Annotated in this window: 23 protein-coding genes and 1 pseudogene; 5 read left to right on the forward strand and 19 right to left on the reverse strand. The window is 40.3% G+C overall.

Going from position 1 to position 26,255, the window contains the following annotated elements; all coding sequences use genetic code 11:
- Positions 1-19 precede the first annotated feature (19 nt).
- From NYE32_RS08875 to NYE32_RS08940, 14 genes and pseudogenes are all read right to left on the reverse strand, one after another.
- A complete protein-coding gene (locus NYE32_RS08875; RefSeq protein WP_339157006.1) occupies positions 20-2,794 on the reverse strand; it encodes a phage tail tip lysozyme in 2,775 nt (924 codons plus the stop codon).
- A 54-nt stretch (positions 2,795-2,848) separates the two neighbouring features.
- A complete protein-coding gene (locus tag NYE32_RS08880) occupies positions 2,849-5,257 on the reverse strand; it encodes a DUF87 domain-containing protein (RefSeq protein WP_339157007.1) in 2,409 nt (802 codons plus the stop codon).
- Positions 5,258-5,289: 32 nt separating this feature from the next.
- Positions 5,290-5,532: a hypothetical protein gene (locus NYE32_RS08885; RefSeq protein ID WP_339157129.1), complete on the reverse strand. Its 243-nt coding sequence runs from the start codon at positions 5,530-5,532 to the stop codon at positions 5,290-5,292.
- Positions 5,483-5,860 (reverse strand): PrgI family protein, encoded by a 378-nt coding sequence (locus NYE32_RS08890; protein WP_339157008.1) that lies wholly within the window; start codon positions 5,858-5,860, stop codon positions 5,483-5,485. Before NYE32_RS08890 ends, NYE32_RS08885 begins: the two co-directional genes overlap by 50 nt.
- Before the next feature lie 14 nt (positions 5,861-5,874).
- On the reverse strand, positions 5,875-6,624 hold the full coding sequence (locus NYE32_RS08895) for a type IV secretion system protein (RefSeq protein ID WP_049529240.1): 750 nt from the start codon (positions 6,622-6,624) through the stop codon (positions 5,875-5,877).
- Between the two features lie 62 nt (positions 6,625-6,686).
- Positions 6,687-7,052, reverse strand: a complete 366-nt coding sequence (locus NYE32_RS08900; RefSeq protein WP_270537434.1) for a hypothetical protein — start codon at positions 7,050-7,052, stop codon at positions 6,687-6,689.
- Between the two features lie 76 nt (positions 7,053-7,128).
- The gene (locus NYE32_RS08905) at positions 7,129-7,356 is read right to left on the reverse strand and encodes a hypothetical protein (protein WP_339157009.1); all 228 of its coding nucleotides are present in this window, start codon (positions 7,354-7,356) and stop codon (positions 7,129-7,131) included.
- A gap of 320 nt (positions 7,357-7,676) precedes the next feature.
- Positions 7,677-9,356, reverse strand: a complete 1,680-nt coding sequence (locus NYE32_RS08910) for an LPXTG cell wall anchor domain-containing protein (RefSeq protein ID WP_339157010.1) — start codon at positions 9,354-9,356, stop codon at positions 7,677-7,679.
- A gap of 253 nt (positions 9,357-9,609) precedes the next feature.
- A complete protein-coding gene (locus NYE32_RS08915; RefSeq protein ID WP_339157011.1) occupies positions 9,610-10,452 on the reverse strand; it encodes an LPXTG cell wall anchor domain-containing protein in 843 nt (280 codons plus the stop codon).
- Between the two features lie 4 nt (positions 10,453-10,456).
- Positions 10,457-10,768 (reverse strand): hypothetical protein, encoded by a 312-nt coding sequence (locus tag NYE32_RS08920; RefSeq protein ID WP_339157012.1) that lies wholly within the window; start codon positions 10,766-10,768, stop codon positions 10,457-10,459.
- Between the two features lie 352 nt (positions 10,769-11,120).
- Positions 11,121-11,375, reverse strand: coding sequence for a hypothetical protein (locus NYE32_RS08925; protein WP_339157013.1), 255 nt, complete (start codon positions 11,373-11,375; stop codon positions 11,121-11,123).
- A 95-nt stretch (positions 11,376-11,470) separates the two neighbouring features.
- On the reverse strand, positions 11,471-12,322 hold the full coding sequence (locus NYE32_RS08930) for a replication initiator protein A (RefSeq protein WP_339157126.1): 852 nt from the start codon (positions 12,320-12,322) through the stop codon (positions 11,471-11,473).
- 27 nt (positions 12,323-12,349) lie between these two features.
- A pseudogene (locus NYE32_RS08935) lies at positions 12,350-12,478 on the reverse strand (replication initiator protein A); the annotation flags it as partial.
- 12 nt (positions 12,479-12,490) lie between these two features.
- A complete protein-coding gene (locus tag NYE32_RS08940; RefSeq protein WP_048788320.1) occupies positions 12,491-12,652 on the reverse strand; it encodes a hypothetical protein in 162 nt (53 codons plus the stop codon).
- Between the two features lie 187 nt (positions 12,653-12,839).
- Here NYE32_RS08940 and NYE32_RS08945 point away from each other — a divergent pair, with 187 nt between their 5' ends.
- Entirely contained in the window at positions 12,840-13,793 is a 954-nt protein-coding gene (locus tag NYE32_RS08945; protein ID WP_070437972.1) for a hypothetical protein, read from the forward strand.
- Positions 13,794-15,219: 1,426 nt separating this feature from the next.
- Complete coding sequence (gene mutY / locus NYE32_RS08950; protein WP_070437975.1) at positions 15,220-16,371, forward strand: A/G-specific adenine glycosylase; 1,152 nt, start codon at positions 15,220-15,222, stop codon at positions 16,369-16,371.
- A 21-nt stretch (positions 16,372-16,392) separates the two neighbouring features.
- On the opposite strand, the gene NYE32_RS08955 is transcribed toward mutY, so the two are convergent.
- The 3 genes from NYE32_RS08955 to polA all read right to left on the reverse strand — a co-directional run bounded on the left by NYE32_RS08955 (position 16,393) and on the right by polA (position 20,820).
- Entirely contained in the window at positions 16,393-16,518 is a 126-nt protein-coding gene (locus NYE32_RS08955; protein ID WP_021143609.1) for a hypothetical protein, read from the reverse strand.
- 148 nt (positions 16,519-16,666) lie between these two features.
- The gene (locus NYE32_RS08960) at positions 16,667-17,764 is read right to left on the reverse strand and encodes a DUF6287 domain-containing protein (RefSeq protein ID WP_155198302.1); all 1,098 of its coding nucleotides are present in this window, start codon (positions 17,762-17,764) and stop codon (positions 16,667-16,669) included.
- A gap of 416 nt (positions 17,765-18,180) precedes the next feature.
- Complete coding sequence (polA, locus tag NYE32_RS08965; RefSeq protein ID WP_156685218.1) at positions 18,181-20,820, reverse strand: DNA polymerase I; 2,640 nt, start codon at positions 20,818-20,820, stop codon at positions 18,181-18,183.
- Between the two features lie 231 nt (positions 20,821-21,051).
- On the opposite strand from polA, the gene NYE32_RS08970 reads away from it, so the two are divergent.
- The gene (locus NYE32_RS08970; RefSeq protein WP_156685217.1) at positions 21,052-23,400 is read left to right on the forward strand and encodes an endonuclease MutS2; all 2,349 of its coding nucleotides are present in this window, start codon (positions 21,052-21,054) and stop codon (positions 23,398-23,400) included.
- A 102-nt stretch (positions 23,401-23,502) separates the two neighbouring features.
- Here the strand turns inward: NYE32_RS08970 and NYE32_RS08975 are convergent, their stop codons facing one another.
- Together NYE32_RS08975 and NYE32_RS08980 are read right to left on the reverse strand one after the other, a co-directional pair.
- Positions 23,503-24,045, reverse strand: a complete 543-nt coding sequence (locus NYE32_RS08975; RefSeq protein ID WP_156685216.1) for a CvpA family protein — start codon at positions 24,043-24,045, stop codon at positions 23,503-23,505.
- Complete coding sequence (locus NYE32_RS08980) at positions 24,042-24,356, reverse strand: hypothetical protein (protein ID WP_004183554.1); 315 nt, start codon at positions 24,354-24,356, stop codon at positions 24,042-24,044. Before NYE32_RS08980 ends, NYE32_RS08975 begins: the two co-directional genes overlap by 4 nt.
- A 316-nt stretch (positions 24,357-24,672) precedes the next feature.
- On the opposite strand from NYE32_RS08980, the gene rnhC reads away from it, so the two are divergent.
- Together rnhC and lepB are read left to right on the forward strand one after the other, a co-directional pair.
- Entirely contained in the window at positions 24,673-25,563 is an 891-nt protein-coding gene (gene rnhC / locus NYE32_RS08985; protein ID WP_156685215.1) for a ribonuclease HIII, read from the forward strand.
- An 18-nt stretch (positions 25,564-25,581) separates the two neighbouring features.
- Positions 25,582-26,205 (forward strand): signal peptidase I, encoded by a 624-nt coding sequence (lepB, locus tag NYE32_RS08990; RefSeq protein ID WP_013991198.1) that lies wholly within the window; start codon positions 25,582-25,584, stop codon positions 26,203-26,205.
- The last annotated feature ends 50 nt before the right edge of the window (positions 26,206-26,255 follow it).

Here is a 26,255-nt window from a genome sequence, read left to right on the forward strand (position 1 = left end):
ACCTTTCTTTAGTTGTATTTTACTGTCCAGGAGGCATAGCAAAACTATAGTAGCTTGCATTATTGACAACCCTCCAATGGACTTTATCTTGGACAAAGGTATAGTTAAGCTCAGAAATCAAGAATGAACCATCATCATTAACGTGCTCAACAAACATTACATGCCCATAGATACCTAAAGTACCGTCAAAGCCACCAGCAGTTGAACATACGGCCCCAACTTGAGGGGTTGAGGTAGTATGCCAACCGTTTTGAGCAACAAGGTTAGCAACCCAATCTTGACCGTTTCCAAGTTGTGGAGCTACATCAAGTCCCCAAGTTTCGTGGACTCGGTTCCAAACATAGAAGGTACACTGTCCTGCAGGGTAATTGTTTCCTGGGTAACCTGTGATAGTGTTGCTAGACGGTTGACCCCATTTTAGTTTTCCTTCGTATTCACTAGGGAAGTCCCAAGAAGAGGCCTTAGTGCCTCCTGGTCCTGAACCTGTTCCTGAACTCTTAGGTGTTTGATGGAACCAGGTCAAAGCCTGTTTCGCAATCTTTTGACGTTCGCTGATTTTATCACCTGGAACACCTTCCCATTTAGAAAGAAAGCGACTTGTCAGGGTATCTACGTCATCATTGCTTGTCAATACGCTTTTTAGAATATTGATATAGTAAGGGTTGTCACCTTCAAGCATGAAACGAACTTGAGCTTCAAGCGTGTACCATTTTTTATCAATCTTCTTAGCATATTCAAGTAAGAGTGTGTGACGTGTTGCCCCATCTGCTGTGTCTGTCCACTGACCTAGACCGAGTCCACGGTGAAGAATGTTTGGAAAACCTCCACCATAAATAGCAGGGCCTCCCATATTCAACCATTCCTCATTTTCCCATGAGTCGGCAGAAGCCCCGACAGGAGGGGAGAGATAATCTCCTTCAGCACGTTTAGGCTCAATTAGTGACTCTACACCAAAACACCCAGACATTGAAGCAATTCCGTTGTCGGTTGCTTCGGGGAGGTACTTCTTAACTAAATCATAAAGTTGTTTTGCTCGTCCACTCATTTCACCTGCTGTCTCTGTCGTTGTCACCTGAGTGTGTTGGCTATAAGCAACAAAGGGGAAATAAAAACCAGGATTGACGATTTGCCATTTATCAATCTTCTTCCCTTTTTTATCTACGTTACGGGTGAAGGTTCTGGCATCCTCGTTATCATCAGGGCGTTTTTCAAGAAATTTGGCTTCGTCATAATCTCGTTTGTCATCTTTGTCGTCTTTGTCCAAAGTCTCCTTGCGTTTAGCATAAGCAATTTCTTGTCCGTTACCTTGAACAGAACCTAATTCAGTCCCCTCTTCAACCTTGTCTCCAGACTTGACACGAGTTCCTGACACATTATAGAAAATAAACTCCGCATCATCTGTATAGACAATGATATTAGTCTTCTGCTCCTTCTCTTCACTTTCCTTCTTATCCTTTGGAAGGTTCGTTTTAAATGTCTTTAAGGTCGATTTTCCAACCTCAACTTTTCCATCCATAGGAGCATAGAGTTTTTGACCTGAAGAGGCCTTAATAGTCGTGTTATAGCTAAACTTATCTTTTGCTGTATAACCATATCGTTTTTCTATCATGACTCCTTCAGACTGACTTTTATCATCATCAGCATTATATAGAGGGTTTTGAAGTTCTTGCATTCCAGGGTATTTCCCTGACTCCTTTGCATTTTCAAGAATTTCTTCATATTCTTCACGATCAGACTTACTGAGTTTGGTCCACTCTTTCCCGTTTGTATAGACATCTTTCATTGTCTTCAGGTTGTTTGGATCTTCGTTTTCCTGCTTCCAAATATCATCAAGAGCATCTGAGAAATGGTTTAGGCCAAATTTCCCTGCCCATTTTCCACCATTACCATCTTCCCACTTGGCAGATGGTTCCCATTCTCCTCCGTAACGGTAATTCATATACAACAGAATTTCATCAATATCTGTGTAGTATTCAACCTTATCATTCGATTTTTTACGGTCTGTCTTAGATAATTGGACCCAAGAGTCATTTAAACTGAAATCTGTTTGTTGGACAATGTTTGAAGAAAATGCCCCTGATATAATGACAATTAGAAGAAGCAAAGCTGCAACAGCAGCCACCCCCCAACCAATTGGTGTCGCAAAGAAAGCAATCGCTCCGTTGACAGTAGCAGCAGCAGCCTTAATGGCTAACTGAGCTACTTGCAAGGCTCTTCTGAACCCTTTGACACTTGCCTGAGCAGCACGCCTGGCATTCTTCGCTGTCCTCTTTGCGACTCTTCCCGCTGATTTGGTTGAACGTTTGGCAAAACGAGGGGCTTTAACAACCCCTTTTCCAGTTTTTTTAGCGACTTTTCCAAAACTACGCCCTGCCTTACGAGCGCTATGTCTCATGCTATTAGCTGTTCGTAGCGCTTTAACTCCCTCAGCCGTGTCTTCGTTTTGATTAAGAACAGTCTCAATATAAGAGCTTCCCATACTTAAACCTGTTTTTCCAGCCATTCTTACAGTCTGACGGGTTTTTGTAGGGTTTGTCTTTTTAACTATCTTCTTTGTCTTACGAGCAATCCTTAAGTTATCTTTATTCTTCTTCTTAAGTTTGAGAGCTTCAGCCCCCCCTCCTTCACGATAGTTTTTAGCGGCTTCCCGATAGGCGGCCTTAGCTTGTTTATACTCTTTATTAGCACCTCGCTGTGCAATTCGGCCTCTATTGTTATTATGCCTTTGAACAGCCTGACTGATTTCTTGTTTTCTTTGAGAGTATCTACTTTTTGACGATTGATTATTACTCAAGAAATAATCACCCCTTTCTATTGATATGAAAAAAGAGGTGATTATCTATCACCTCTATGCACCTGCTTCAGAATAAGCATCTGTTGCAATTAGTTTAAATAATTTCGTAGTGCTTGGGATTGGGTTTTCAAAAGGAACCACTGTTCCGCCTGCAATAATAAGACCTGTTCCCTTTGCTTTAGGTTTCGTTACGTATCTTAATTGACTTTCTGTCAATTCATACATAGCTGCCAATTCACGGGCATCAGACCCTTTTTGTTTCAAAAGTACAACAAATTCTGAGTTGTTTAATAACTTACGTCCTTCAGTACGAACAAGCAACGTTTCCACGTTCTGAGTAATTCCCGTAGGAATTGCCCCATATTTACGGACACGGGCGTACAGGTTAGTGAAAAATAGCGCCTGATTATCAGTTTGAAATTGGTTTTGCATTTCATCAAAGTAAATACGTGTAGTGAATTTTCCTTGATTATTAACAACCATATTCCAAATATAATCCTGAATAACCATCAGTGCGAAAGGCTTCAATTTCCCATCAAGTTTTTTCAAATTGAAGATAACAAAGCGGTCATTGATATCTACATTTGTTTCATAAGAGAAAATATCCTGAGAACCTTTAGCATAGGTTTCAGAAGCAATTGCCATATCTCTAGCTTCTTGTTCTGGTTGATCTAACATAATATCATGCCAATCTTTAAGGGTTGGCATACGTCCTTTATCTTGGAAACGTTCGTAAGTTAAGTGAGTTACACGGTCAATAATAGACACCTGGGCATCTGTAACTTCTGTAAGTACGTTTTCAAAGAAACCAATCAACAATGAAGATTTTTGAGCGATTGGATCTCCATCTTCAGCATCCAGTTTATCCATATCAGGCAAATCTAGTAGGTTAAGGTGAGTCTGAGAACCTGGGTAAATATCTATCATCTGCGCTCCAAATTCTCGTCCGATATCGCTATACTCGTCTTCAGGGTCTACTATGATGACTCTATCATATATGTTTTTCAATAATGTTGGAATTACTTCCATTGATTTAACTGTTACCGACTTACCACTTCCTGAGCTCCCAAGAATAACACCTGAAGGTGTATTCAAATCACGTTGACGATCAAGGGTAATCGAATTATGGCTTAATTGGTTTTGCCCATAATAGACTGCCCAGGGGCTCTTACTTTGAAGGTCAACGTTCGTGAAAGGGACCTGTGTCACAATATTAGAGGTTGTCATGTCACGCATATAATTTTGCTTCACTTCAAGGAACGGAATACCAATCGGTAAAGTTGAATTAAGACCATTTTCTTGTTGGTAAGAGGCTACATCAAATTCTGCGCCATGCTTACGTCCAGCAGCCTTAACTCGACTTGTAAAGTCTTCTAGCTCTTCTTCGCTATCCGCTTTAAAGAAGACTGTGAAAATGCCTGAATAAATTTTTTGGTCATTATCCTGTATTTCAGACTTCCAAACTTCGGCTTCTTCAGCAAGTTCCGCAGCAACCCCACCAGTAGCAAGTTCCTGTGAAATACCATCACGAGCCCCTGCTTTTTGACTTTTGACCATATCCATTTTGATAGCTGCCTCTGCGTTATTGATTTTCTTCAAAGACTCACCTACATCATAAGGACGTGCTAAAACATTGATAACTAATTCAATACCAACATCTACGAGCGACTTAATCAAACGATCATTAAGGAAATTCGGATAATTTCTGACAAACATTACACGTCCAAATTGATTATCAATCTTCATCATTTTAGGTTGGAACCAAATTGAACCAGGTGCAATAAATGACTTGGTACCAAGACCACTTCGGATAAGGTCACGGTAATCAAGGTTCATGTATGGATTACCTCTAAGAATATCAGAGAAGATATTTAATCGCTCTGAGCCATTTAATACCTTGAAATCAACGTCTACCGCCTGGAATTGAGCTGTAAAGTTGTTTTCAACGTCATTAAGCCTACGATAAGCCATTTTCCTGTCTTCAGCTATTGTAGAGACTGTAACAAATTTTTTGACCTCAAAGTTATTTTGTTCCTTATCAAAACGATCTTTAATTATTTTATTGTATTCATCACGGTAATCATTGAAACCATCATCTACTCTATCATAAGAAATTTGCTCTACTGCGTTATCAGGTAAAGGACGGTTAATGACCGTGAGTTGATAGGTGTTATCACTGTCTAAGACATTTAAAGCATCAGCATAATAATCTATAATATCTGATTTTTCATCATCACTTGCAGTAATGTAATTAGCATCCCCTAAAGCATAAGTCCGTGAAAACTCACGACCTGTAATGTGCATGAGTCCATCTTCAAAAAGACTTGTATACTTAATTGTATTTTGAGTTGATTTTTTTAACGCTCTTTGTAACTGTTTCCCACGTTCTAGCTCCTCTTGTGTAAGAGGTGGATTTATTCCATTCGTGGACATCTTTTGCTTGCGAAAAGGCAGAATTGCCATAAGTTACCTCCTTATTTCCAAATGCTGTGAAATCATCTATCATATATGTTTTTCGATAAAGTTGGAATTATTTCCATTGATCTAACTGTTACCTTTTTACCACTTCCTGAGCTCCCAAGAATAACACCTGAAGGTGTATTCAGATCACGTTGACAATTAAGTCCAAGCTTCCAAACTTCGGCTTCTTCAAAAAGTTCCGCTAGCTCCTCTTGTGTAAGAGATGACTTAATTCCATTCGTGGACATCTTTTGCTTGTGAAAAGGCAGAATTGCCATAAGTTACCTCCTTATTTCCAAATGCTGTGAAATCATCATCAGTTTGATAGCTTCGTTCTTGAATTGTTAAAATAAATATCAACCGTTCTTTAACAATCCCGTCTAACTTAAGCCCATAGACAATAAAAGGCGGTGTTCCTAGAACAACCACCATATACATGTATAAGTCAGGAATAGACCAAAAAACTGTTGGTAAGACACCAATCATAACGACAGCACCTACACCTAAGACCATTATAAAAATACGGGCCGTCATACCGCCTACTACCGACCTTTCATACTGGTCAATTTCTTTTAGGAAAATCGACCCTAATTTACTTTTATTCAATCGATTAGCCTCCTTTAATTAGATTGTAAAAGAGATTTTGCAGTTGATTGTGAACGATATAATATCAATATAAATATCACACACTTACCAATATATGAGAAACCAGCCGCAAAAGTTTTCAACCAGTCAGCTTTAGCTAATTCTACATTTTGATCTAACTTGAAAGCCTGCCAGATGACCAATAGAACAACTATTAGGACTCCCTGAAAGGCTGTTGCAGCTGTACGCTTCAATAGATTTGTTGCAATACTTCTTGTATCATCAGACATCCAAAAGGCAACTATCAAAGGTGATACTGCTCTAAGAACGTACAACTCAATAAATCTCATAAAGACCATAATATTAGTAAGCATAAGTGCAATTGCACCTGCAATATAAGCTAGTGAATTTACAACAATTCTAATCGCCCAGTTTCCCTTTTTGAGGGCTTCAAATTCAAATAGATTATTTGTTATATTTGCTCCAACCATACGTGTCAGTAAATTGGTAATTTGTATAATAGCTACAATAATTTGACTAGACATGGCTACTAAAAAGTAAGCAATAAGGTATTTTAAGGCTACTTCTAACATGAGGCGATACGTCATTTCTCCACCTTGTTGTTTCAAGTATTTGTACCATGACATCATTTCTACCAACAAGAAAAAGCTCACGATAATGAAACCAACTACCATAAAACTTGTGTTAATTTTTATCACTGCACGGTTAGCCTCACCGTTGTATTGCCGAAGACTTTTGGTCATATTTTGTACTAATTCGTCCATACTCCTCCTCTCTTGCGATTAGGCATAAAATAAAAGAGCATCAATTAAATGACACTCTTTAGTTAATAAAAACGTGCAAAAGTAAAAATGAAACTTAAAGTTAAAGATACAATATGAATAAGAAAACCTACAATCCATAATGCAATGGAAAATAGCCAAGTTGCAACTGTAAATAGACCTAGTAAGATTGCCCAGATACATCTGAAAAACATGCCTATTACTGAAGTGATTGTTTTTCGACCAGTTTTTTTATGTGTGTAGGTATTATCATTATAAGAGGTATAGTTGTCATCATCAATTACTGATGGATTAGATGACTCATAGAGAACGAAAATTTCACCGTCTTTTTCAGCTTTAGCAACCTCCAAGACAGATGGTTTATGGCCGTTGATACTTTCATAATAGTCAATCCATTCTTCTCTGTTCATAATTATCAACCTCTTTCCTAATCTTTTTCTTATTATATCATAATTACTAATGCTTTGATATCTCTCTAAATACCTTTTAAAAATGAATTGCGTTGATTGCAGCAACAATTGCAGCTGCAATACCTGATGCTACAGCAGCTATACCTCCGCCATAGATCATACTTGACATTCCGTTATCAGTTTGTTGTGCATTTTGATTTTTCTTTCCTTGGAAAAAGTCAATTGAGCCAATAAAACACCATCCTAGTCCGCCAATAGCAACTAAACCACCCATAATAGTAATAATTTTAGTAACAACTTCCATTTTTTTATTTCTCCTTTGTTTTGCAAAAAAGAGGCATCAGCCTCTAGTTAGTTTTCTTCAATAATCACACAAGGTTCATCTTCTAGTAAGATAACTTGTGGGTCTTCTTGCTTGTATTCAACCATTATAAACCCCCATCTATACAACAGTCAGTTAGATTTCATAGACAGTTTATTGACTTATCTAGGTCAATGTCTAAAGCAACAACGAGTCAGGGACTCGAACCCCTTAACGCTCCTAAAAGCACTCGTCACTAACCAATGTCTTATCGTAATTTTTGGTTAAGTTAAATGAAATCTAACTGGACTATGTTTTAGTGTTTAGTCTTTTTTACTTTTCAACCTAAGTACAAAGGCTCCAACCAGACCAAACAGAGACAATGCTACCCCTAATGGTAAAATTCCTGAAGAATTCTGATCACCTGTCTGTGGAAGGTGATTAGTAACCGCAGGCTCTTGTGGGGCTTGTGGCGTTTCAGGAGTATGGACAACAGGTGTCTTCGTTTCAGTTGGTGCCACTGGTTTTTCTTCCTTAGGTGTATGTGTTACGACTGTTTTAGAAATAACAGTCTTATCATTAACAACTTGCACCACATCGTTATAAGCGTCACCTGACGCAATGCGTTTTGCTTTCAATTTAACATCAAGATCAAATGCGCTCTTACGGTCAAGTTTAGCAAAGAATGTTTGTGGCAAGTCGAGTTCCCACTTGTGATTTTCTGCATTGTAAGTAACGTTAGCATTTTTTACAATGTCGTCCACGGTAACTGCTGAACCGTCAGCATATTTAACGCCTTTGATTGAGTCAGCGATTGGTTCCCAACCTAGATACTCGTCATGTTCGCCATCAAGGTAATCGATCAATTTCCATTTCTTGATAGCTTCTGCTGATTGGTTTTCAATACGTGCGCCATTAAGAACATAGGCAATTTCTTGTCCTACTTGAACAGTACCATTGTTGATGTCTTTACCATTAGCGTCCACTACTTGTTTAGAAACTGAAATTGGTTTCTTAACATTGTCTTTGTGCCATGACACAGAAGCAACTGCTGGCGCTGTAGGTGCTGAGTTTTTGTTTTGAATACGGAAGTAAAGCTGACCAAATGTGTCTTCAATCCATGTGTCATCAATCTTCAAGAAGTTGACCCAAGGAGTGTATTCACCTGCTTTGACATTGAATGTTTGGTTGAGTTCAAATGACTTATTGATTGAGTTATCTTTTGACTCAAGACCATTGTGGCTCCATGCAAACCATTCTGTTCCGTCTGGAGATTTCGCTACATAGCGAATATCCTTATTAACTGCTGTGTTTGGCCCTGTAACGTTGAAATTGTAGCTGTTCAAATCTACGGTTGATACTGTGATTTTTTCGCTACCATCACCATTATTAGACACTGTGTAGTTGATTTTTCCTGAGAGTGTTCCTTGTGCAAATGATGAAGCACCGTCGTTTAGATCGTGTGTGCTTGTGAAAGTACCGTCATTGTTGACAGTAACTTTTTGCCACGTCTTGTATTGCCCTTGGTCTTGGGTAGTTTGAGACTCCCCTTTGCCCTCAGTCGCTACATCTGTAGCTTTGTTGTAGGCTTCAACTTCCTTGTTATAAGCCTCTGTTGCTTTTTGATAATCTTGTGTAGCTTTATCAATCGCTACTGCTTGTTTGTCGTAATCGTTGTGAGCTGTTTTGTCACTATCAACGGTTGTCGCTGACGTTTCATTGACTGTCACACCTGCATTTTTAGCGTTAGAAACAGCTTCATTAAGTTTTGTAGTCGTAGGAACTTCTGTATTAAACGTAGCGTCTTTTGAGACTTCAACTTTTTCAGTTGTATTTACTGGTGCTACTTGCGTAGTATTTGTTGTGGTAGTTGAAGGTGTTACTTCATCTGCTGAAGCATTTGCTGCACCTAATGCCAAGAGTAAGGCAGCTGCTAAAATAGCACCACACAAATTGCGATATTTTTTAGATTTACGAACTGTGTAAGATTTATTTTCTGACATCATTATGTTATAATATCTCCGTAGGTTTTAAATTTTTTTAAATTTTTAACTAACCCCGATGGCCGTCGGGGTTTTTTTGTGTTGAGGTTGTAGTGGACCTCTTTTTAAAGACGGGTTTATCAAGCCATTCAAACCGTCCTGGTAATTTTTTCAAATTTGTAATATAACGGCCAATTAAAATGTATAGCATATTAAGACCAATTAAAATTACAAATGATAAAAGAATTCCTAGAATTGGTTTTAGGTAATCCATCTAGTCCTTCTTACGTTTTGGCAAGAAACCAAGTCCTGCTGCAATAAGGAATGCGCCTAGGCTTGATAGGCTGACTGTAAGGGCAGTATCATCACCAGTGTGTGGTAATGCCTCTGTTTCAGGGGTTACTGCTTGTTTGTCAGTTGACGTTTTAGCTTCAGGGGCTTTATCCGTTACCTTATTTGGGTCAGGAATTTGACTGTTAGAAGCAGTTGTTTTTGACTTCACCGTCTCAGAAGTGGATGGTTTTTCCTCAGACTTTGGTGTTGTCGGAGGAGCTGGTGTCACAGGTGTTGTAGGTGCTGTAACACCAGAAGTCCCGTCTGATACATGACTAGCACTCGTATCAGGAGCCTTGTCTGTTGACTTATCTGTTGGAACAGTAGGAGTTACCGTCTCAGAAGTGGATGGCTTTTCCTCAGACTTTGGTGTTGTCGGAAGGGTTGGTGTCACAGGTGTTGTAGGTGCTGTAACACCAGAAGTCCCGTCTGATACATGACTAGCACTCGTATCAGGAGCCTTGTCTGTTGACTTATCTGTTGGAACAGTAGGAGTTACCGTCTCAGAAGTGGATGGCTTTTCCTCAGACTTTGGTGTTGTCGGAAGGGTTGGTGTCACAGGTGTTGTAGGTGCTGTAACACCAGAAGTCCCGTCTGATACATGACTAGCACTTGTATCAGGAGCCTTGTCTGTTGACTTATCTGTTGGAACAGGAACAGTCACGCTAACCGTTGGGCTAGTTGACCCGTCACTAACAGGAGTTGTTTCATCAGCGAAAACCCCTGATGATGCAGTTGCAAGCACTGCTGTTGAGATAAGTGAAATAAATTTTGCTTTATTCAAAGTCTCATACCTCTCTTTTCTTTTCCTTGCGGTGATAACCGACACCGCTTAAGCGAAGGAAGGATTGGTTGTTTTGCACAAATTTTCTTGCAATAACTAAATTATTCCGTTTAACGACTGATATTGCTTGAAATATCGTTGCAAAAGATACAATCTCTTCCACGTTTACAAGTCGTCCATTTTTTCGCTCTTTTTTTTGAATTGCTGCGAACTTTGGCCGACATTTGGCAACGGTGCCGTCTTGAAGATATAGCATTACACCACCTTCAAGACCGAGTTGCCTGAGATCAGATAATCTCAAAAGAGTATCATTCATTTCGAACTCCTTTTTTTGCTTTTGTTTAACTAAAAATAGTTAAATCTGCATTTTGACGTAAGGTTTATAGCTTTGTTCACCTCGAACTCATTAAGGCTGGTAGCCACGGCCCGCTTGACCAACCACACAATTTTAACTGTGGGTCCTACCTCGTTAGCACTTACTTCCTGTAAGTGTGCCTTTGTTATACTTGATACCAGGCGCTAGATATACTTCTACTAGCTACGCTTTCGCCCCCATTTCTTTTTTTTATGCCTTCAGTATCACTAATCAGGACGAAAGATTATTATTCAGTTTTCAAGGAACATCAAGCAGTTTTAAGACCTGCTAAGGTCAAAGCTAAAGCAACTCGTTACATACCAGTTGAAATCCAAGGACCTACACTATCGTAGACCCATCCCACATTTCTAGCATATCCTTTTAGGACACTACGGTAATAGAGTCTGCCACCAATTCGACGGTACTCATAGTAACGTCGAACAGGAGTGTCTGCGTGTGCGACATTATCACCTGTCTTGTGCTGAACAGCACTGATTGTTGCACCACCCACTCCAAGAAGAGCGACTGCAAGCATAGCTTTGGTTGTAAGTTTGTTAGCAAATTTCATTTTGCTACCTCCTGAAAATGTATTTATGTAACAGTTTAACGACGTGCCCAGATCACATTCTCAAGAGTTATTTGCATTTGAAGCGCATGATAAACTCACGTATTATCCTGCTTTCTTTTTTCTTGATTAAAGACAGCTAGAATGCCATTAAAAACGAACTCTGCGACTTTCTCTGTCGAGGCTGCATAACGCATATTATCAAGAGCATATTGATAACGTTCATCAAAATGACGCATTAGAAAGTCTGCTGAAGCTCTTGAGAACCCCTCTTGTCTTAGACGATCATATACAAGTCCCCAGATATAATCTCTATCGTACTGTGTCGCTTCATCAACTTTTCGGTTTAGCGTATTTTGATATTTATCATCTTGACTAGAGTGAGCCATCTCCTCGTCATCGTCAGAAGGAATATCAGTGTCGCTAATATTAGTATCACTGTTATCAGTATCATTAGTGGCTGAATCTGACACCCCCCTAGTCTGAATCTGGTACCCCCCTAGTCTGAATCTGGTACCCCCCTGGTCTAAATCTGACACCTGGGGGGTATCTGGTTTAGAAAAATCAGTGTTTACAAGGGTTCTAGTAGATTTGTCGTCAATTAATTGACCTAGATATATTCTATTTGCGAGGGTACCTTTTTGACTATTTGACTGCTTAACTTCATAAATCAAGCCGTACTCAGTCAATTGCTTTTTAATTCTTAGAAGTGTTGATTTTGAACAATTCAAAATTTCCATCAAATTAGCATTTGAATAAACTAGATAAATATATCCTGCTTCGTCAATCCAGTTATTTTTCAGGGAAAGACTCAAGCGATCTTTTAGAATTGCGTAAGCAACTTTAGTGTCAATCCGCATTTGTTTATAGCGGTCACTTTCAAAAAGAATTTTGGGTAATGCATAGAAACGTTCTGACGTTTGAAATTCGTCTGCTGTAATCATCTGAATTTTTGTCATTACTTATACCTCTTTCAGTTTTAGAATTGCGTAAGCAACTTTAGTGTCAACCCGCATTTGTTTATAGCGGTCACTTTCAAAAAGAATTTTGGGTAATGCATAGAAACGTTCTGACGTTTGAAATTCGTCTGTTGTATTCATCTGAATTTTTGTCATTACTTATACCTCTTTCAGTCTGAAATCACCGTTGGAAGCAAAACCGACTAAGCCAAAGGCTTCAAGTTCTTCAATACTGGTGACAGTTTCCTGACGTGATAACCCTGTTTGTTCCATCAAAAAAGAAATAATAGTTTCTCGTGAATTTTGCTCGCTAGGTGTCATTCCTAACCTCCAAATTAGATTTTTTTAAACAAATAAAAGAGAACGCTCTTAACGCTCTCTTTGTAATTTTTCTAATCTCCCAAATCGGGACACATATGTGAATAGATAGAAATTTGAATCGCTAAGAAAAAAATTAAGCCTTATGAGTCGTCTTTTCTCCGGCCAAACTTCATGCTAAAATAAGAGAATGCTTTATCATAAAAAGAAATTAGGAGAAAAACTAGGGCTTCCAACCTTTAACCACTACTATAATATTCCTATTACTTCACTAGAATATGATTTAAAAAACTTAGGTCCGAGTGACGTCTACATTATCACTTTCAAACAGGACAATAACCTCTTTGTTGTTGACATAACACATCAGCTTGGTCATACCAGTCATTTTGATACCGTCTCCCTCTTTGAACTAGACAAGCTCTTATCTGGTATCGCTGCTGTTCCTTTAGCCGCTGTCCAAAGCATACAAATCTTGTCCTTTCCAGACAAGTTACACTCTCTGAACCCTAGTCAACGTCTAAAAAATCTCGTTGCTCTTTACTACAAGGATGCAGAAATCATACGTTACCTCAAGACGACTAAAAATACCGGTGATCAGGTGACAAGATATCAATTAGAGGCTGAACGACTAGAAAGACAAGGTGAGAGTTTTGACTTCTTCAAGTACGTCAGTCGTGGCAAAATACGAGAAGAAGACGGTCTAGCGGAAGTGTCTAGCAAGGACTACGACTTCATTCCTGATTTTCACCCCTTCTTAACCTCACCAAGAAGCCAGCAGGTTTTAAGCGTACCAGTAACCTACTTTGATGACAAAACGAAACAGACCGCCAAAATAGACATCATGGGGTGGTATATCAAGGACCAGCAACTTAAGATTCGTTGGAAACCCAAGTACATGCGCAAACGTCGATGGCGCTCATCACGTATCTCAGTTGATATCGTGACCGACAACTACTTCTTCCAAGGACAAATCTATAGAGACAGTAGTGCCCCCATATTTCTGAACAACCTAAACTTCGATAGTAAAATTCCTAAGAGTTTCCTACCGCATCTTAAAAATCAATACCAAATCTTTACGACTCTAGTAAAAGAACAAAAAAGGCTTGCTCTCCTACGGAAGGTTCGGTTGAACAAAAAGGACTAAGAGTCTCTCACTAAAATCCACTAATATTCAACATATCAAAAAGCTCATTCTTACACGCTAGAATGAGCTTTTAAGATTCTTCAATTGTCATTAGAACATCCTTTTGGAATTTCGTAAAAAATATTTTCATAAGGAGGAGTCATTGTGTGTCACCATTTTTATACCTAGCAATCATAGATTACCTCCATCAACTTACAAACAACTTTCAAGCATTGTAAATTTTCTATTACATCGGTATCACTCCCTAAGCTATTTTATGCAATAACTTGAAGTGTCTCCATTTTTATAACGTCCTAAATTCATCATCATAGTAATCGCCTCCGATTCTTATGATTTGAGACCTATCTCCCCATTGACCACTCAATGAGGTTTACTTGTCGCCGTTCTTATAACGACTTACATCAAACATCAACATAAGCGTCACCTCGGTACTTTGTTACAAGATTTAAGCATTTAACTTTTGTCGATAGATTACTCATTTGGCATTGGTATCACTCCTTAAGCTATTTTACGCAGCAACTTAAGTGTCTCCATTTTTATACCTACTAACATTTCTCATGAGCTTTACCTCACTTTTTGACGTTAATCTTGAGTTTAGCTTTCGATTTCTGGTGGTATCACTCCCTTGTAGCTATTTTATGCAACATTATTAATCGCCGTTTTTATACCTACTCATATTTTTCATGAACTCACCTCGTTCATCTTAAGAATATAGGATTTACGTTTCGTATGGCATGGGTATCACTCCTTAGGCTATTTTACGCAACAACCTATGTGTCTCCATTTTTATACCTACTAACATTTCTCATGAGCTTTACCTCACTTTTTGACGTTAATCTTGAGTTTAGCTTTCGATTTCTGGTGGTATCACTCCCTTGTAGCTATTTTATGCAACATTATTAATCGCCGTTTTTATACCTACTCATATTTTTCATGAACTCACCTCGTTCATCTTAAGAATATAGGATTTACGTTTCGTATGGCATGGGTATCACTCCTTAGGCTATTTTACGCAACAACCTATGTGTCTCCATTTTTATACCTACTAACATTTCTCATGAGCTTTACCTCACTTTTCTTAAGTTAACAGATTTGAGTTTGGCTTTCGACTTCTGGTGGTATCACTCCCTTGTAGCTATTTTATGCGACTGAATTAATCTCCGTTCTTGTAACGCCCTACTGTCATGTGGTTACGCTCCTCAGAGATGATTGGTAAAGTTATTTGTTTTGCCTACTGTTTTGTTTAGAGATTTTAGTCTCCATTTTTGTACCTTGAAATATTTACTCTCACCATGGCTCTTACCTCCTTGATGAATCCTTATCTTCTTTACACTTTTAGTATAATGTAAACGCTTACTTTTGTCAATCCTTTTGTCGGAAAAACGCATAATTTTTTGAAAAAAGATTTCTTTGCTACAATAGAGACATGTTAGATTTAAAAGAATACGGCATTGTCATGTGGGATGCTGAGAAAATCGCGTCTTTTCGTCGCACCCTCCTGGACTGGTACGATCGAGAGAAACGAGACCTCCCCTGGCGTAGGACTAGAAACCCATACTATATCTGGGTCAGTGAAATCATGCTACAACAAACCCAGGTTCAGACTGTTATTCCCTATTACGAGCGCTTTTTAGACTGGTTCCCAACAGTTAAATATTTGGCCGAAGCCCCAGAAGAGAAGCTTCTCAAAGCTTGGGAGGGGCTAGGTTACTATTCACGTGTCCGAAACATGCAAAAGGCTGCGCAACAAATCATGAATGACTTTGATGGCCAGTTTCCAGATACTTATGAAAACATTGCCAAACTCAAGGGCATCGGACCCTATACTGCTGGTGCTATTTCTAGCATCGCTTTTGGGCTCCCAGAACCTGCTGTTGATGGTAATGTTATGCGGGTTATGGCTCGTCTCTTTGAGGTTAACTACGATATCGGAGACGCCAAAAATCGTAAGATTTTCCAAGCGATTATGGACATTTTGATTGACCCTGACCGTCCAGGTGACTTTAACCAGGCGCTTATGGACCTTGGGACTGATATCGAATCAGCTAAAAATCCAAGACCCGACGAAAGCCCTATTCGCTTTTTCTGTGCAGCCTATCTCAATGGAACCTATGACAAATACCCCATCAAATTGCCTAAGAAAAAGCCTAAACCTATGCAAATTCAGGCTTTTATTATCAGAAATGTAAAGGGTGAATTTCTGCTCGAAAAAAATATCGAGGGACGTCTGCTGGGTGGTTTCTGGTCCTTCCCTATCATGGAAACAGACTTTATTGGCCAACAACTCAGCCTTTTTGAAAAGGATGATAGTATTCTCGAAACAGTCTCTCAAAAGGCTATTTTTGAGGAAAATTATGCCCTCAAACCAGAGTGGACAAACAATAGCTTTACACCCGTAAAGCATACCTTCAGCCACCAAAAATGGACTATAGAGATGGTAGAAGGTAGCGTTAAGAACGATAAACCTACTTCCGATAAGGAGCTACGCTGGGTGGCTAGTCAAGACTTTGACCAGTTCCCAATGGCCACACCACAGAAGAAGATGATTAAAACTTATGAAGACAGTAAAAAAGGATAGCATTGAGTGCTACCCTTTTTCTTATACATCAAGTTTATCGTGCTTACGGCCTCGCAAAGCAAGGTATACTTTTGAAAGAACTACTCCCAAAAAGATATAAAACAATTCCAAATAAGTTACATTTTTTGACATCAAAAATTCAATCATAATACGACACTCCTTTTTATTAAGAACTCCTGTCGCTGTTCTCAGTTATGCTTCTATTATAGGTAAGATGACCAATAAAAAATAGTGACATAAATGTCACTATGGGAAACAAAAAAGCCGAAACGTGCAAGTTTCAGCTTGAGAATTATTAATCTACTTTGTAGAAGAAGTAACTGTCGTCAGTGGTGCCATAAATTGACTGACCACTCCAGATGCGGTCCTTACTTTTATCTGACTGATCATCAGCTTTCTCATTTGGTGATGATGTTACAGAACCGGTCAAGGCTACTCCTTTGGGTAAGAATGCAATCATTCCACCTCCAGGACCAACTTCTTTTGGTACAAGTCCTGCTTTAAAAAAGCCATCAGTGATTTTACCATATTCAATTCCTACCTTCTCAGTATCACTTACTAACCCATTTTTATCAAAGGTCATCGTATAGCCCTTGCCATTCTTCCAAGTTCCAGCGATGCTTGAGAAATCACCATTCTGAATAGCATTGATGTCCATACCAGTCTCTTTATTTGATTTGCTGTCGCTACTGCTTGCTTCTGTCTCGTCGCTACCTGAGTCGTCAAAGTCATACCAATCTTCGGAAGACAAATCCAGAGTCTGGGCGTCACCTAAGCCAACCTTACTTGCACCATCAGTTGTCTCAGACATGCTGAAATCAACTGATTGAAGTTGATTAAAGGCGCCATCCTTGATTTCATAGGTCTCAGCCTTGGCCTCAGGTCTCATACGCTGGAATTGTTGGCAGTAAATCGTACCATCTTTATAAAATTTCATGGTACTCAAGTAACCACCCTTGGCAAAGGTTCCAGCACTTTTTGCAAATACAGGCTTGTCATCATTATCAAGATAATATAGCGCGTGAACACTGTCAGGAGTACCAATCAAAAGCTCAGCTGAGCCATCATCGTTGATGTCTACATAGCTATATTGGACTTTTTCACCCACTCTATTGGCTTCAAAAATCGTATTAGTTGAATAAGCTTCCTCAGTTGAGAGGTTGCTTGGAACAGCTGACGTATCGCCGTTCAGAGCAATCGGACGATAGAGGTCCAAGACCGAAGCGTAGAGTTCATCGTAGCTCACTTCCCCAGTCTCAGATGAATCACTACTCACTTGCTCAGACTTAGAGGTACTGTCGCCTGAACCTGGAACGTCCGTATTTGTTGCGTTACAAGCTGTCAACAAGAACAAACTTGATAAGAGCGCAAATCCTGTTAATTTCTTTTTCATAACTATCCTTTCATAAGAAACGACCTAATATAAATATTAAATCATTTAAATCTCTCTGACATTATGTTAACAATTGTATGGTTGATAAGTCAAGTATTTTTTGAAAAATTAATTTATATTTATTTATCAAGAACACTTATATAATCATAGATTTCACTATGATCCAACAATTCCATCCTCAATTAAATTAGAGTTATGATTAAAATATCTAGATATTAATTAGTGATTCTTTTTTCATTTACAAATATCTGCATCAAAAAAAGCCGAACCTCAGTCCAGCTTTCATCTGTCTATTTCTACTTGGTCATAAAGTAGGTGATAATCACCAATACTGCTACAATACCTAGGATAACAGCCAGAAATCCTAGCATGTAACGCAAGAGAAAGTAGGTAAATGGAAAATTTTCTTTCATGTTTTACTTTGCCTCATACCATGTACGGCCGTCATTCTCATCTGCAATGAGAGGGACAGCGAGTTTGACTGCAGCTTCCATGGTTTCTTTAACCAAGGCTTTCATCGCTACAAGTTCATCGTTTGGCACCTCAAGGACGATTTCATCGTGCACTTGGAGGAGCATCTTGGTTTTATAGCCACCTTCTACCAAAGCCTTGTCTAGGTTAATCATAGCAATCTTGAGGATATCAGCGGCACTTCCTTGGATAGGTGAGTTGATGGCTGTACGCTCTGCGAAGTTGCGAACATTAAAGTTACGAGAATTGATATCTGGCAACTCACGACGGCGATGGAAGAGGGTTTCTACATAACCTTTATCCTTGGCCTCACGAACCACATTATCCATATAGGCCTTGATACCAGGATAACGCTCAAAGTAGGTGTCGATATACTCCTTGGCCTTTTTACGGCTAATGCCAAGGTTGTTAGAAAGGCCGAAGTCAGAAATGCCATAAACGATACCGAAGTTAACAGCCTTGGCGTTACGACGATCGTTAGGTGTGACATCCTCTGGCTTTTCAATGCCAAAAACACGCATGGCTGTAGAGGTATGGATATCTGCTCCCTCTTTAAAAGCAGCAATCAAATGCTCATCTCCCGAAATGTGGGCAAGCACGCGCAACTCAATCTGTGAGTAATCCGAGCTTAAAAGCACTGCGTCCTCAGTCGATGGGACAAAAGCCTTACGGATGAGACGACCTTGCTCCAAGCGAACAGGGATATTTTGCAAGTTTGGATCCACTGATGAGAGGCGACCTGTCTGTGTTAAATCTTGCACATAACGGGTATGGATTTTGCCATCCTTAAGGATATAATCCTGAAGCCCCAAGACATAGGTAGACTGAAGCTTGGTGATTTGGCGGTACTCCAAAATCTTAGCTACGATTGGAGCAATTGGTGCCAAACGTTCAAGGACATCCACAGCCGTTGAGTAACCTGTCTTGGTTTTCTTAGTGTATTCCAAAGGTAGTCCCATCTTTTCGAAGAGGATGACACCCAACTGTTTTGGCGAGTTGATATTAAACTCTTCGCCCGCCATCTCATAGATTTCTTGGGTCAATTTATCGATGACTACTTGATTTTCCACTGCCATCTCGTTAAGGGTTTGTCCCTTAACCTTAATACCAGCGATTTCCATCTTAGCTAGCACATTTGCCAGTGGTAACTCCATATCAAAGAGAAGCTCTGATTGGCCGTGTTCAGCCAATTTTTCAAGCATGACAGGTTTAGCTACCTGAAGGACCTTGACTTTTTTAGCTAGGTGGTTGAGTAAGACCTCTTTTTCAGGAACGGCACGTTTAGCCCCCTTACCATAGACCACTTCATCTGTTTCAAGCGGCAAGTCTGTATAGAGACGGGCAATGGTTGACAATTCATTGTCCTCAACGGTTGAGAGGAGATACTTGGCCAGACGTGCATCAAAATTAGCCGTAGGCAAGTCAATACCTAGATGACTCAAAAGGACCTTACTGCGCTTGAAATCGTAGATATTAACAGCTTTAGAAAGAGCTGCTTGGAAGGCTTCTGATTTGAGGAGGTCAGTATCTGTAGACGCATAAATCTGCTTATCATTACCCCATGCAAAACCGATGATAGGCTCAGTGTGATAATTGTCACCAAGGATTTCAAAATAGAAGAAATCGTCAGGGCTGAAGTGGTCCGCTGTTACTTGGCTAGGCTCTTCATAGGCCACATCAAAATCTTTTGGCACAGCCTCGCCACCAAGGGCATTTTTAAACTGAACAAAGCCCATCTCGTCATAAAAGGCTGCCAATTTTTCAAGGTCAGGCCCTGTAAACGCCGTGTCATCAAGACCAATTTCAATAGGTGACTGGGTATCAATAGTCGCCAGGGTCTTAGAAAGAAAGGCTTGTTCCTTGTCGTTGATGAGATTTTCCTTCATCTTAGACTTCTTCATCTCATCGATGTGGTCATAGATACCTTCAAGGGAACCGTGTTCCAAGAGGAGCTTGAGACCTGTCTTTTCACCAATCTTAGTCACTCCTGGAATATTATCAGACTTATCACCCATAAGGGCTTTAAGGTCAATGAATTGCGTTGGGGTAATCCCCATTTTCTCCATGAGATAGTCAGGTGTGAAGGACTCAAACTCGGCTACACCTTTCTTCGAAATCTCAACGACTGTGTTTTCGTCAGTCAGCTGAATCAAGTCTTTATCCCCAGAAACAACTGTGATTTGGTAGTCCTCACTGGTATTTTCAGCCATCTTAGCTAAGGTACCGATAATGTCATCTGCTTCATACTGAGCCAAGTCATAATAGGCGATGCCACGTGCAGCCAACATCTCACGGATATAAGGGAACTGCTCACGGAATTCCTCTGGAGTCTTGGCACGACCAGCCTTATAGTCCGCAAACATCTCTGTACGGAAAGTTGTTTTACCCGCATCAAAGGCTACCAAAACATGGGTCGGTTGGATACGCTCAAGCAGGTTGTCCAACATGAGGTGGAAACCGTAGATAGCATTGGTATGAAGGCCGTTATTGTTACGAAAACGGTCAATTTGATTATAAAGTGCGAAAAAGGCACGAAAGGCAACGGATGAACCGTCGATTAGGAGTAATTTTTTCTGATTAGTCATAGGTTTATTATAGCATAGATGGGAGCATTGGTTTTAATTGAAAATCTCTTATTTTAGGGAGACTCTTTTGTAAAATAGTCGTTCAAAAATAAAAAACTTCAAGGAAAATTGTTCAGAGATAAACTGTAAAAATAGCCAGTCAACATCTGATGACAAAAGCCCGCTTATAAAACTATCTCAAGCATTTCCCACCTCCACCCCCCTATAGTCAAATGTGTTATAATAGGAGCTATGAACACAAAGATTTTAGACCAATTAGAATTTAACAAGGTCAAGGACCAGTTCACAGAATACCTGCAGACTGAACAGGCTCAGGCGGAGTTGCGTGACTTGGTGCCTATGACCAATCCAGAAAGAATTCAAAATCAATTTACAGAAATTCAAGAAATGGCTGAGATTTTCGTAGAGCACCATGGCTTTGCCATTGGTAGCTTGCGAGATATTTCTGAGCCCTTGCGTCGCTTGGAACTAGATGCTGACCTCAACATCCAGGAACTCATTGCCATCAAGAAGGTGCTACAAGCTTCTGCTGACCTTGGTCGCTTTTACGCTGACCTTGAAAATGTAGAGCTCATCGCCCTTAAACGTCTTTTCGAAAAGATTGAAGCCTTCCCAAGTCTACAAGGCAGTCTTCAGAGCATCAATGACGGTGGTTTTATTGAGCATTTTGCTAGCCCAGAGTTGCAAAACATCCGTCGTCAACTCAAATCTTGTGATGATGCCATTCGCCAGACCTTGCAAGACATTCTCAAGAAATCTGGTCACATGTTGGCTGAAAGTTTGATTGCTAGTCGTAACGGCCGTTCGGTGCTTCCTGTCAAAAATACCTACCGTAACCGTATTGCTGGAGTTGTGCATGACATCTCAAGCTCTGGAAACACAGTATATATCGAGCCACGTGCCGTTATCCAGCTTAACGAAGAAATTACACAATTACGTGCAGACGAACGCCACGAGATGGCTCGTATCCTGCATGAACTGTCTGATCAACTCCGTCCACAGGCTGCTGCAATTGCCAACAACGCTTGGATTTTGGGCCACATGGACTTCATTCGAGGAAAATATCTCTATCTCCATGATAAAAAAGCGGTTATTCCAAAGATTAGTGACAACCAAACACTACAACTACTTAACGTTCGTCACCCTCTTTTGGCCAATCCTGTAGCCAACGATTTGCACTTTGATGAGGACCTCACGGCCATTGTCATCACAGGTCCCAATACTGGTGGTAAAACGGTCATGCTTAAAACGCTAGGACTAGCACAACTAATGGCTCAATCTGGTCTTCCAATTTTGGCTGATAAGGGCAGCCGTGTCGCCATTTTCCAAGAGATTTTTGCGGACATCGGAGACGAACAGTCTATCGAACAAAGTTTGTCAACTTTCTCTAGTCACATGACCCACATTGTTGAGATTCTGAATGCTGCCGACAGTAACAGCCTGGTCTTGGTCGATGAGCTTGGGGCTGGTACCGACCCTCAGGAAGGAGCTAGTCTAGCCATGGCAATCTTAGAGCACCTCCGTTTAAGTCAGATTAAGACCATGGCTACCACTCACTATCCTGAGCTTAAGGCCTATGGGATTGAGACGCAACATGTGGAAAATGCCAGCATGGAGTTTGACACAGCGACTTTAAGCCCTACCTATCGTTTTATGCAAGGGGTTCCTGGTCGTTCTAATGCCTTTGAAATTGCTCGACGCCTCGGTTTGAATGAGATTATTGTCAAGGAAGCAGAAAACCTCACGGATACTGATAGTGATGTCAACCGTATCATCGAGCAACTTGAAGCCCAAACTGTGGAAACACAAAAACGTCTGGAACACATCAAGGACGTGGAGCAAGAGAACCTTAAATTCAACCGTGCGGTCAAAAAACTCTATAACGAATTCTCCCATGAATACGACAAGGAACTCGAAAAGGCTCAAAAAGAAATTCAAGAGATGGTTGATACCGCTTTGGCTGAGAGCGATAGTATCCTCAAAAATCTCCACGATAAGAGTCAACTCAAACCTCATGAAGTTATCGACGCCAAAGGAAAACTCAAGAAACTTGCCCCACAAGTGGACCTCTCTAAGAATAAGGTCCTTCGTAAGGCTAAGAAAGAAAAGGCTGCGCGTGCCCCTCGTGTTGGAGATGATATCATCGTTACCGCCTATGGGCAACGGGGTACCCTTACCAGTCAAACCAAAAATGGTAACTGGGAAGCTCAGGTCGGTCTCATCAAGATGACCCTCAAGGCAGACGAATTCACTCTGGTTCGTGCCCAAGCTGAAGCCCAACAACCTAAGAAGAAACAGATTAACGTGGTTAAAAAAGCCAAGAAGACATCTGGCGGTCCTCGTGCCCGTCTAGACCTTCGTGGGAAACGTTACGAAGAAGCCATGCAAGAGCTTGATGCCTTTATTGACCAAGCCCTACTTAATAACATGAGTCAGGTGGACATCATCCACGGTATTGGTACAGGTGTCATCCGTGATGCTGTTACCAAATATCTCCGCCGTCATCGCCATGTTAAAAGTTTTGAATATGCCCCACAAAGTGCCGGTGGTTCCGGATGTACCATTGCAACCTTAGGGTAAAAATAGATAAGAAAGACTGAGACCTTGTGTTCAGTCTTTTTTCATATGTTACCAAAACAAAGAACAAAAAAGCCTCCCTTAATCAAGGAAGACTTCTATTTTCTATATCACACTTGTCCACAAGTGCTGGATAATCTGACTAACTGGAAAATTCCAATTAATCAAAAGGCGCAAAACCCAGCTAGATGACAAGACCGTTTGAATGTTATTCATGGGAACAGTCGCAAGAATATTCCCCAACATAGTCAAAGGCACAAGACTCACTAAGGAGGCCAAGACACCACCTACCACTTGGTAACGTCTCTGATCAAGTCGCTCAATTCTCACAAAATGGAAGAAAATCCCAAGAAAGCGCAAACCATAATAAGCCACACAGTAAATGGCAAAATAAGCCACACCTGCATAATAGACACGGTCAAGCGAAAAGATGTTCTGATCTTTAAAGAAAGCTATACTAGCATCTTTGGTTGGATTGGTATAAGGTACCCAAAGATTGATAGCCTCTCCTAGCGACCGGTAAAAGTAGGCCGCCACACACATGGCAATAATGACTGAAACCACGTAATAAGCTTGCATAAAAAGGCCTCGACGGTAGCCAATGTAGAAATTCCAAGCCACGATAGCTAAGACAAGGAATCCAATCATGCGTCATCCTCATCGTCATTTGTAGCTGTCGCCTTGACCTTAAGTTGTTCAAGTTGCTTAGCTCTCAACGTTTCCAACTCTTTTTCCATATCTTCAACTTGGATTTCACGTTCCAACTGAGTCGACAAAGAATTGATAGCCATTAGGATAGCAATCGTTTCATTGTCAGCATTTTTCATCTGCTCTTTGATAATTTTATATTTCTCGTGGGCAACACGCTCAACCTCTTCCATGAATAGGTTATCCTTATCAGTTGTTAGCGTGAGGTTCTTCTCTCCAAAATGAAATTTGTAACGGTTCTTATTTGCCATTTGCTTGTTAACTGCCAATCAATGGTGGTCACGGATTCGCCACCGCAGCTTCTCCTTATTTTATTGCTTTTATATCGCCATGTTTTAGCAAGATTCAGACACTTACTCTGAGGCGTGTTCGACACTTAAATGCCAACCTATTTCTTCTAATTGTGGAAAAAAGAGCAAGGTTAGGCATTCTCTTTCTAATCATTATATCCTAAATTTTAACTTTCGTAAATTTTAGACTTTGCACTTCTCTAGAAAAATAATTTTCAGGGATTCCGAGTCTGTAAAATATCTACCAATTCTCCTTTTTTGTGCTAAAATAGATTTCATGGGCACAATCGTATTAAAAATGACAGCAGAACAGATTTCGACACTCCAGAAGGACCTTTCAAGCTATGCGACTGCGACTAAAAATCCTTATGCAAGTTTTTCAGCCAAGGTCGATGGAATAAGTGTCATCGCCTATACTTCAGGAAAGGTAACTTTCCAAGGTGCTAAGCCAGAAATCCTAGCTAGCCGTTTTGGATACCAAGCTGAACCTAAGCATTCACCTGATGGGCAAAACCTAGCCCTAATTGGATCAGACGAAGTCGGAAATGGCTCCTATTTTGGTGGTCTAGCTGTTGTAGCTAGTCTAGTTACCCCAGCTGACCATGCCTTTTTGAAATCTCTAGGAGTTGATGATTCTAAAAATCTTAACGATATCAAGATTCGTCAGATTGCACCTATTTTGGAGGAGAAAATTCCTCACAAGGCACTCCTTCTTTCGCCTAGAAAGTACAATGAAGTGGTTGGAGACGGTAAGAGTCATAATGCTGTGTCCGTTAAAGTAGCCCTCCATAATCAGGCTATCTTCCTATTGTTACAATCAGGTGCTAAACCAGATAAGATTGTCATTGATGCTTTTACCAGTGAGAAGAATTATCAAAAATACCTCAAGAACGAACGTAATCGCTTTGACTTTCCTATTACTTTAGAAGAAAAAGCCGAAGGTAAATACCTAGCTGTCGCGGTGAGCTCTATCATCGCCCGCAATCTCTTCCTGGAAAATCTGGATAAACTCAGCCAAGAAGTAGGTTATACTCTTCCTTCAGGTGCTGGTGCCAAGTCCGACCAGGTCGCAGCCAAGCTTCTTCAAGCCTACGGAGATCAGGCACTCCAAGCTACTGCTAAATATCATTTCGCCAATACTAAAAAAGCCTACCAACGCTTAAAATAATCCTGAAAGGCCTTAACTATGAAAAACAAATGGACCCAATACTTTCTCATTTTCCTTCGTGAATGGGGACTCTTTATCCTCTTTATCACATTCTTCCTCTTGACTCGCCTCTTCCTCTGGCTTCCTGTTCAGGTTGACGGCCACTCAATGGATCCAACTCTCGCCAATAACCAGCGTGTTATTGTTTTGAAACACACTTCCATTGAACGCTTTGATATTGTCGTTGCCAAAGAGGTTGAAAATGGTAAGACGAAACAAATCGTAAAACGTGTCATTGGGATGCCAGGTGATACCATTACCTATCAAAACGATAAACTTACTGTCAACGGTAAAGAAGTCAAGGAAGAATACCTCAAAGAATTCCAGGCTGCCTTTGCCAAAGATAAGCTACAAAAAGAGTATGCATACCGCGATTACTTCCAACAACTGGCTAAAGAATCTAAGGCCTTCACTGTCAACGCGGACAAAAACACTACTTTCTCTGTCACTGTTCCTGAAGGCAAATATTTCCTACTTGGAGATAACCGTATCGTTTCAAAAGATAGCCGCGAAGTTGGTTACTTTGACAAGAGTGCTCTTGTAGGGGAAGTCAAATTCCGCTTCTGGCCACTTAATAAAATTGGTACCGTTGAAGACAACTAAAACCACTAAATAAGATAAGGTTGGGGAAACCCAGCCTTATTATGTATCTA

It is taken from the genome of Streptococcus sp. FSL R7-0248 (genome assembly GCF_037967965.1).
Classification (GTDB): domain Bacteria; phylum Bacillota; class Bacilli; order Lactobacillales; family Streptococcaceae; genus Streptococcus.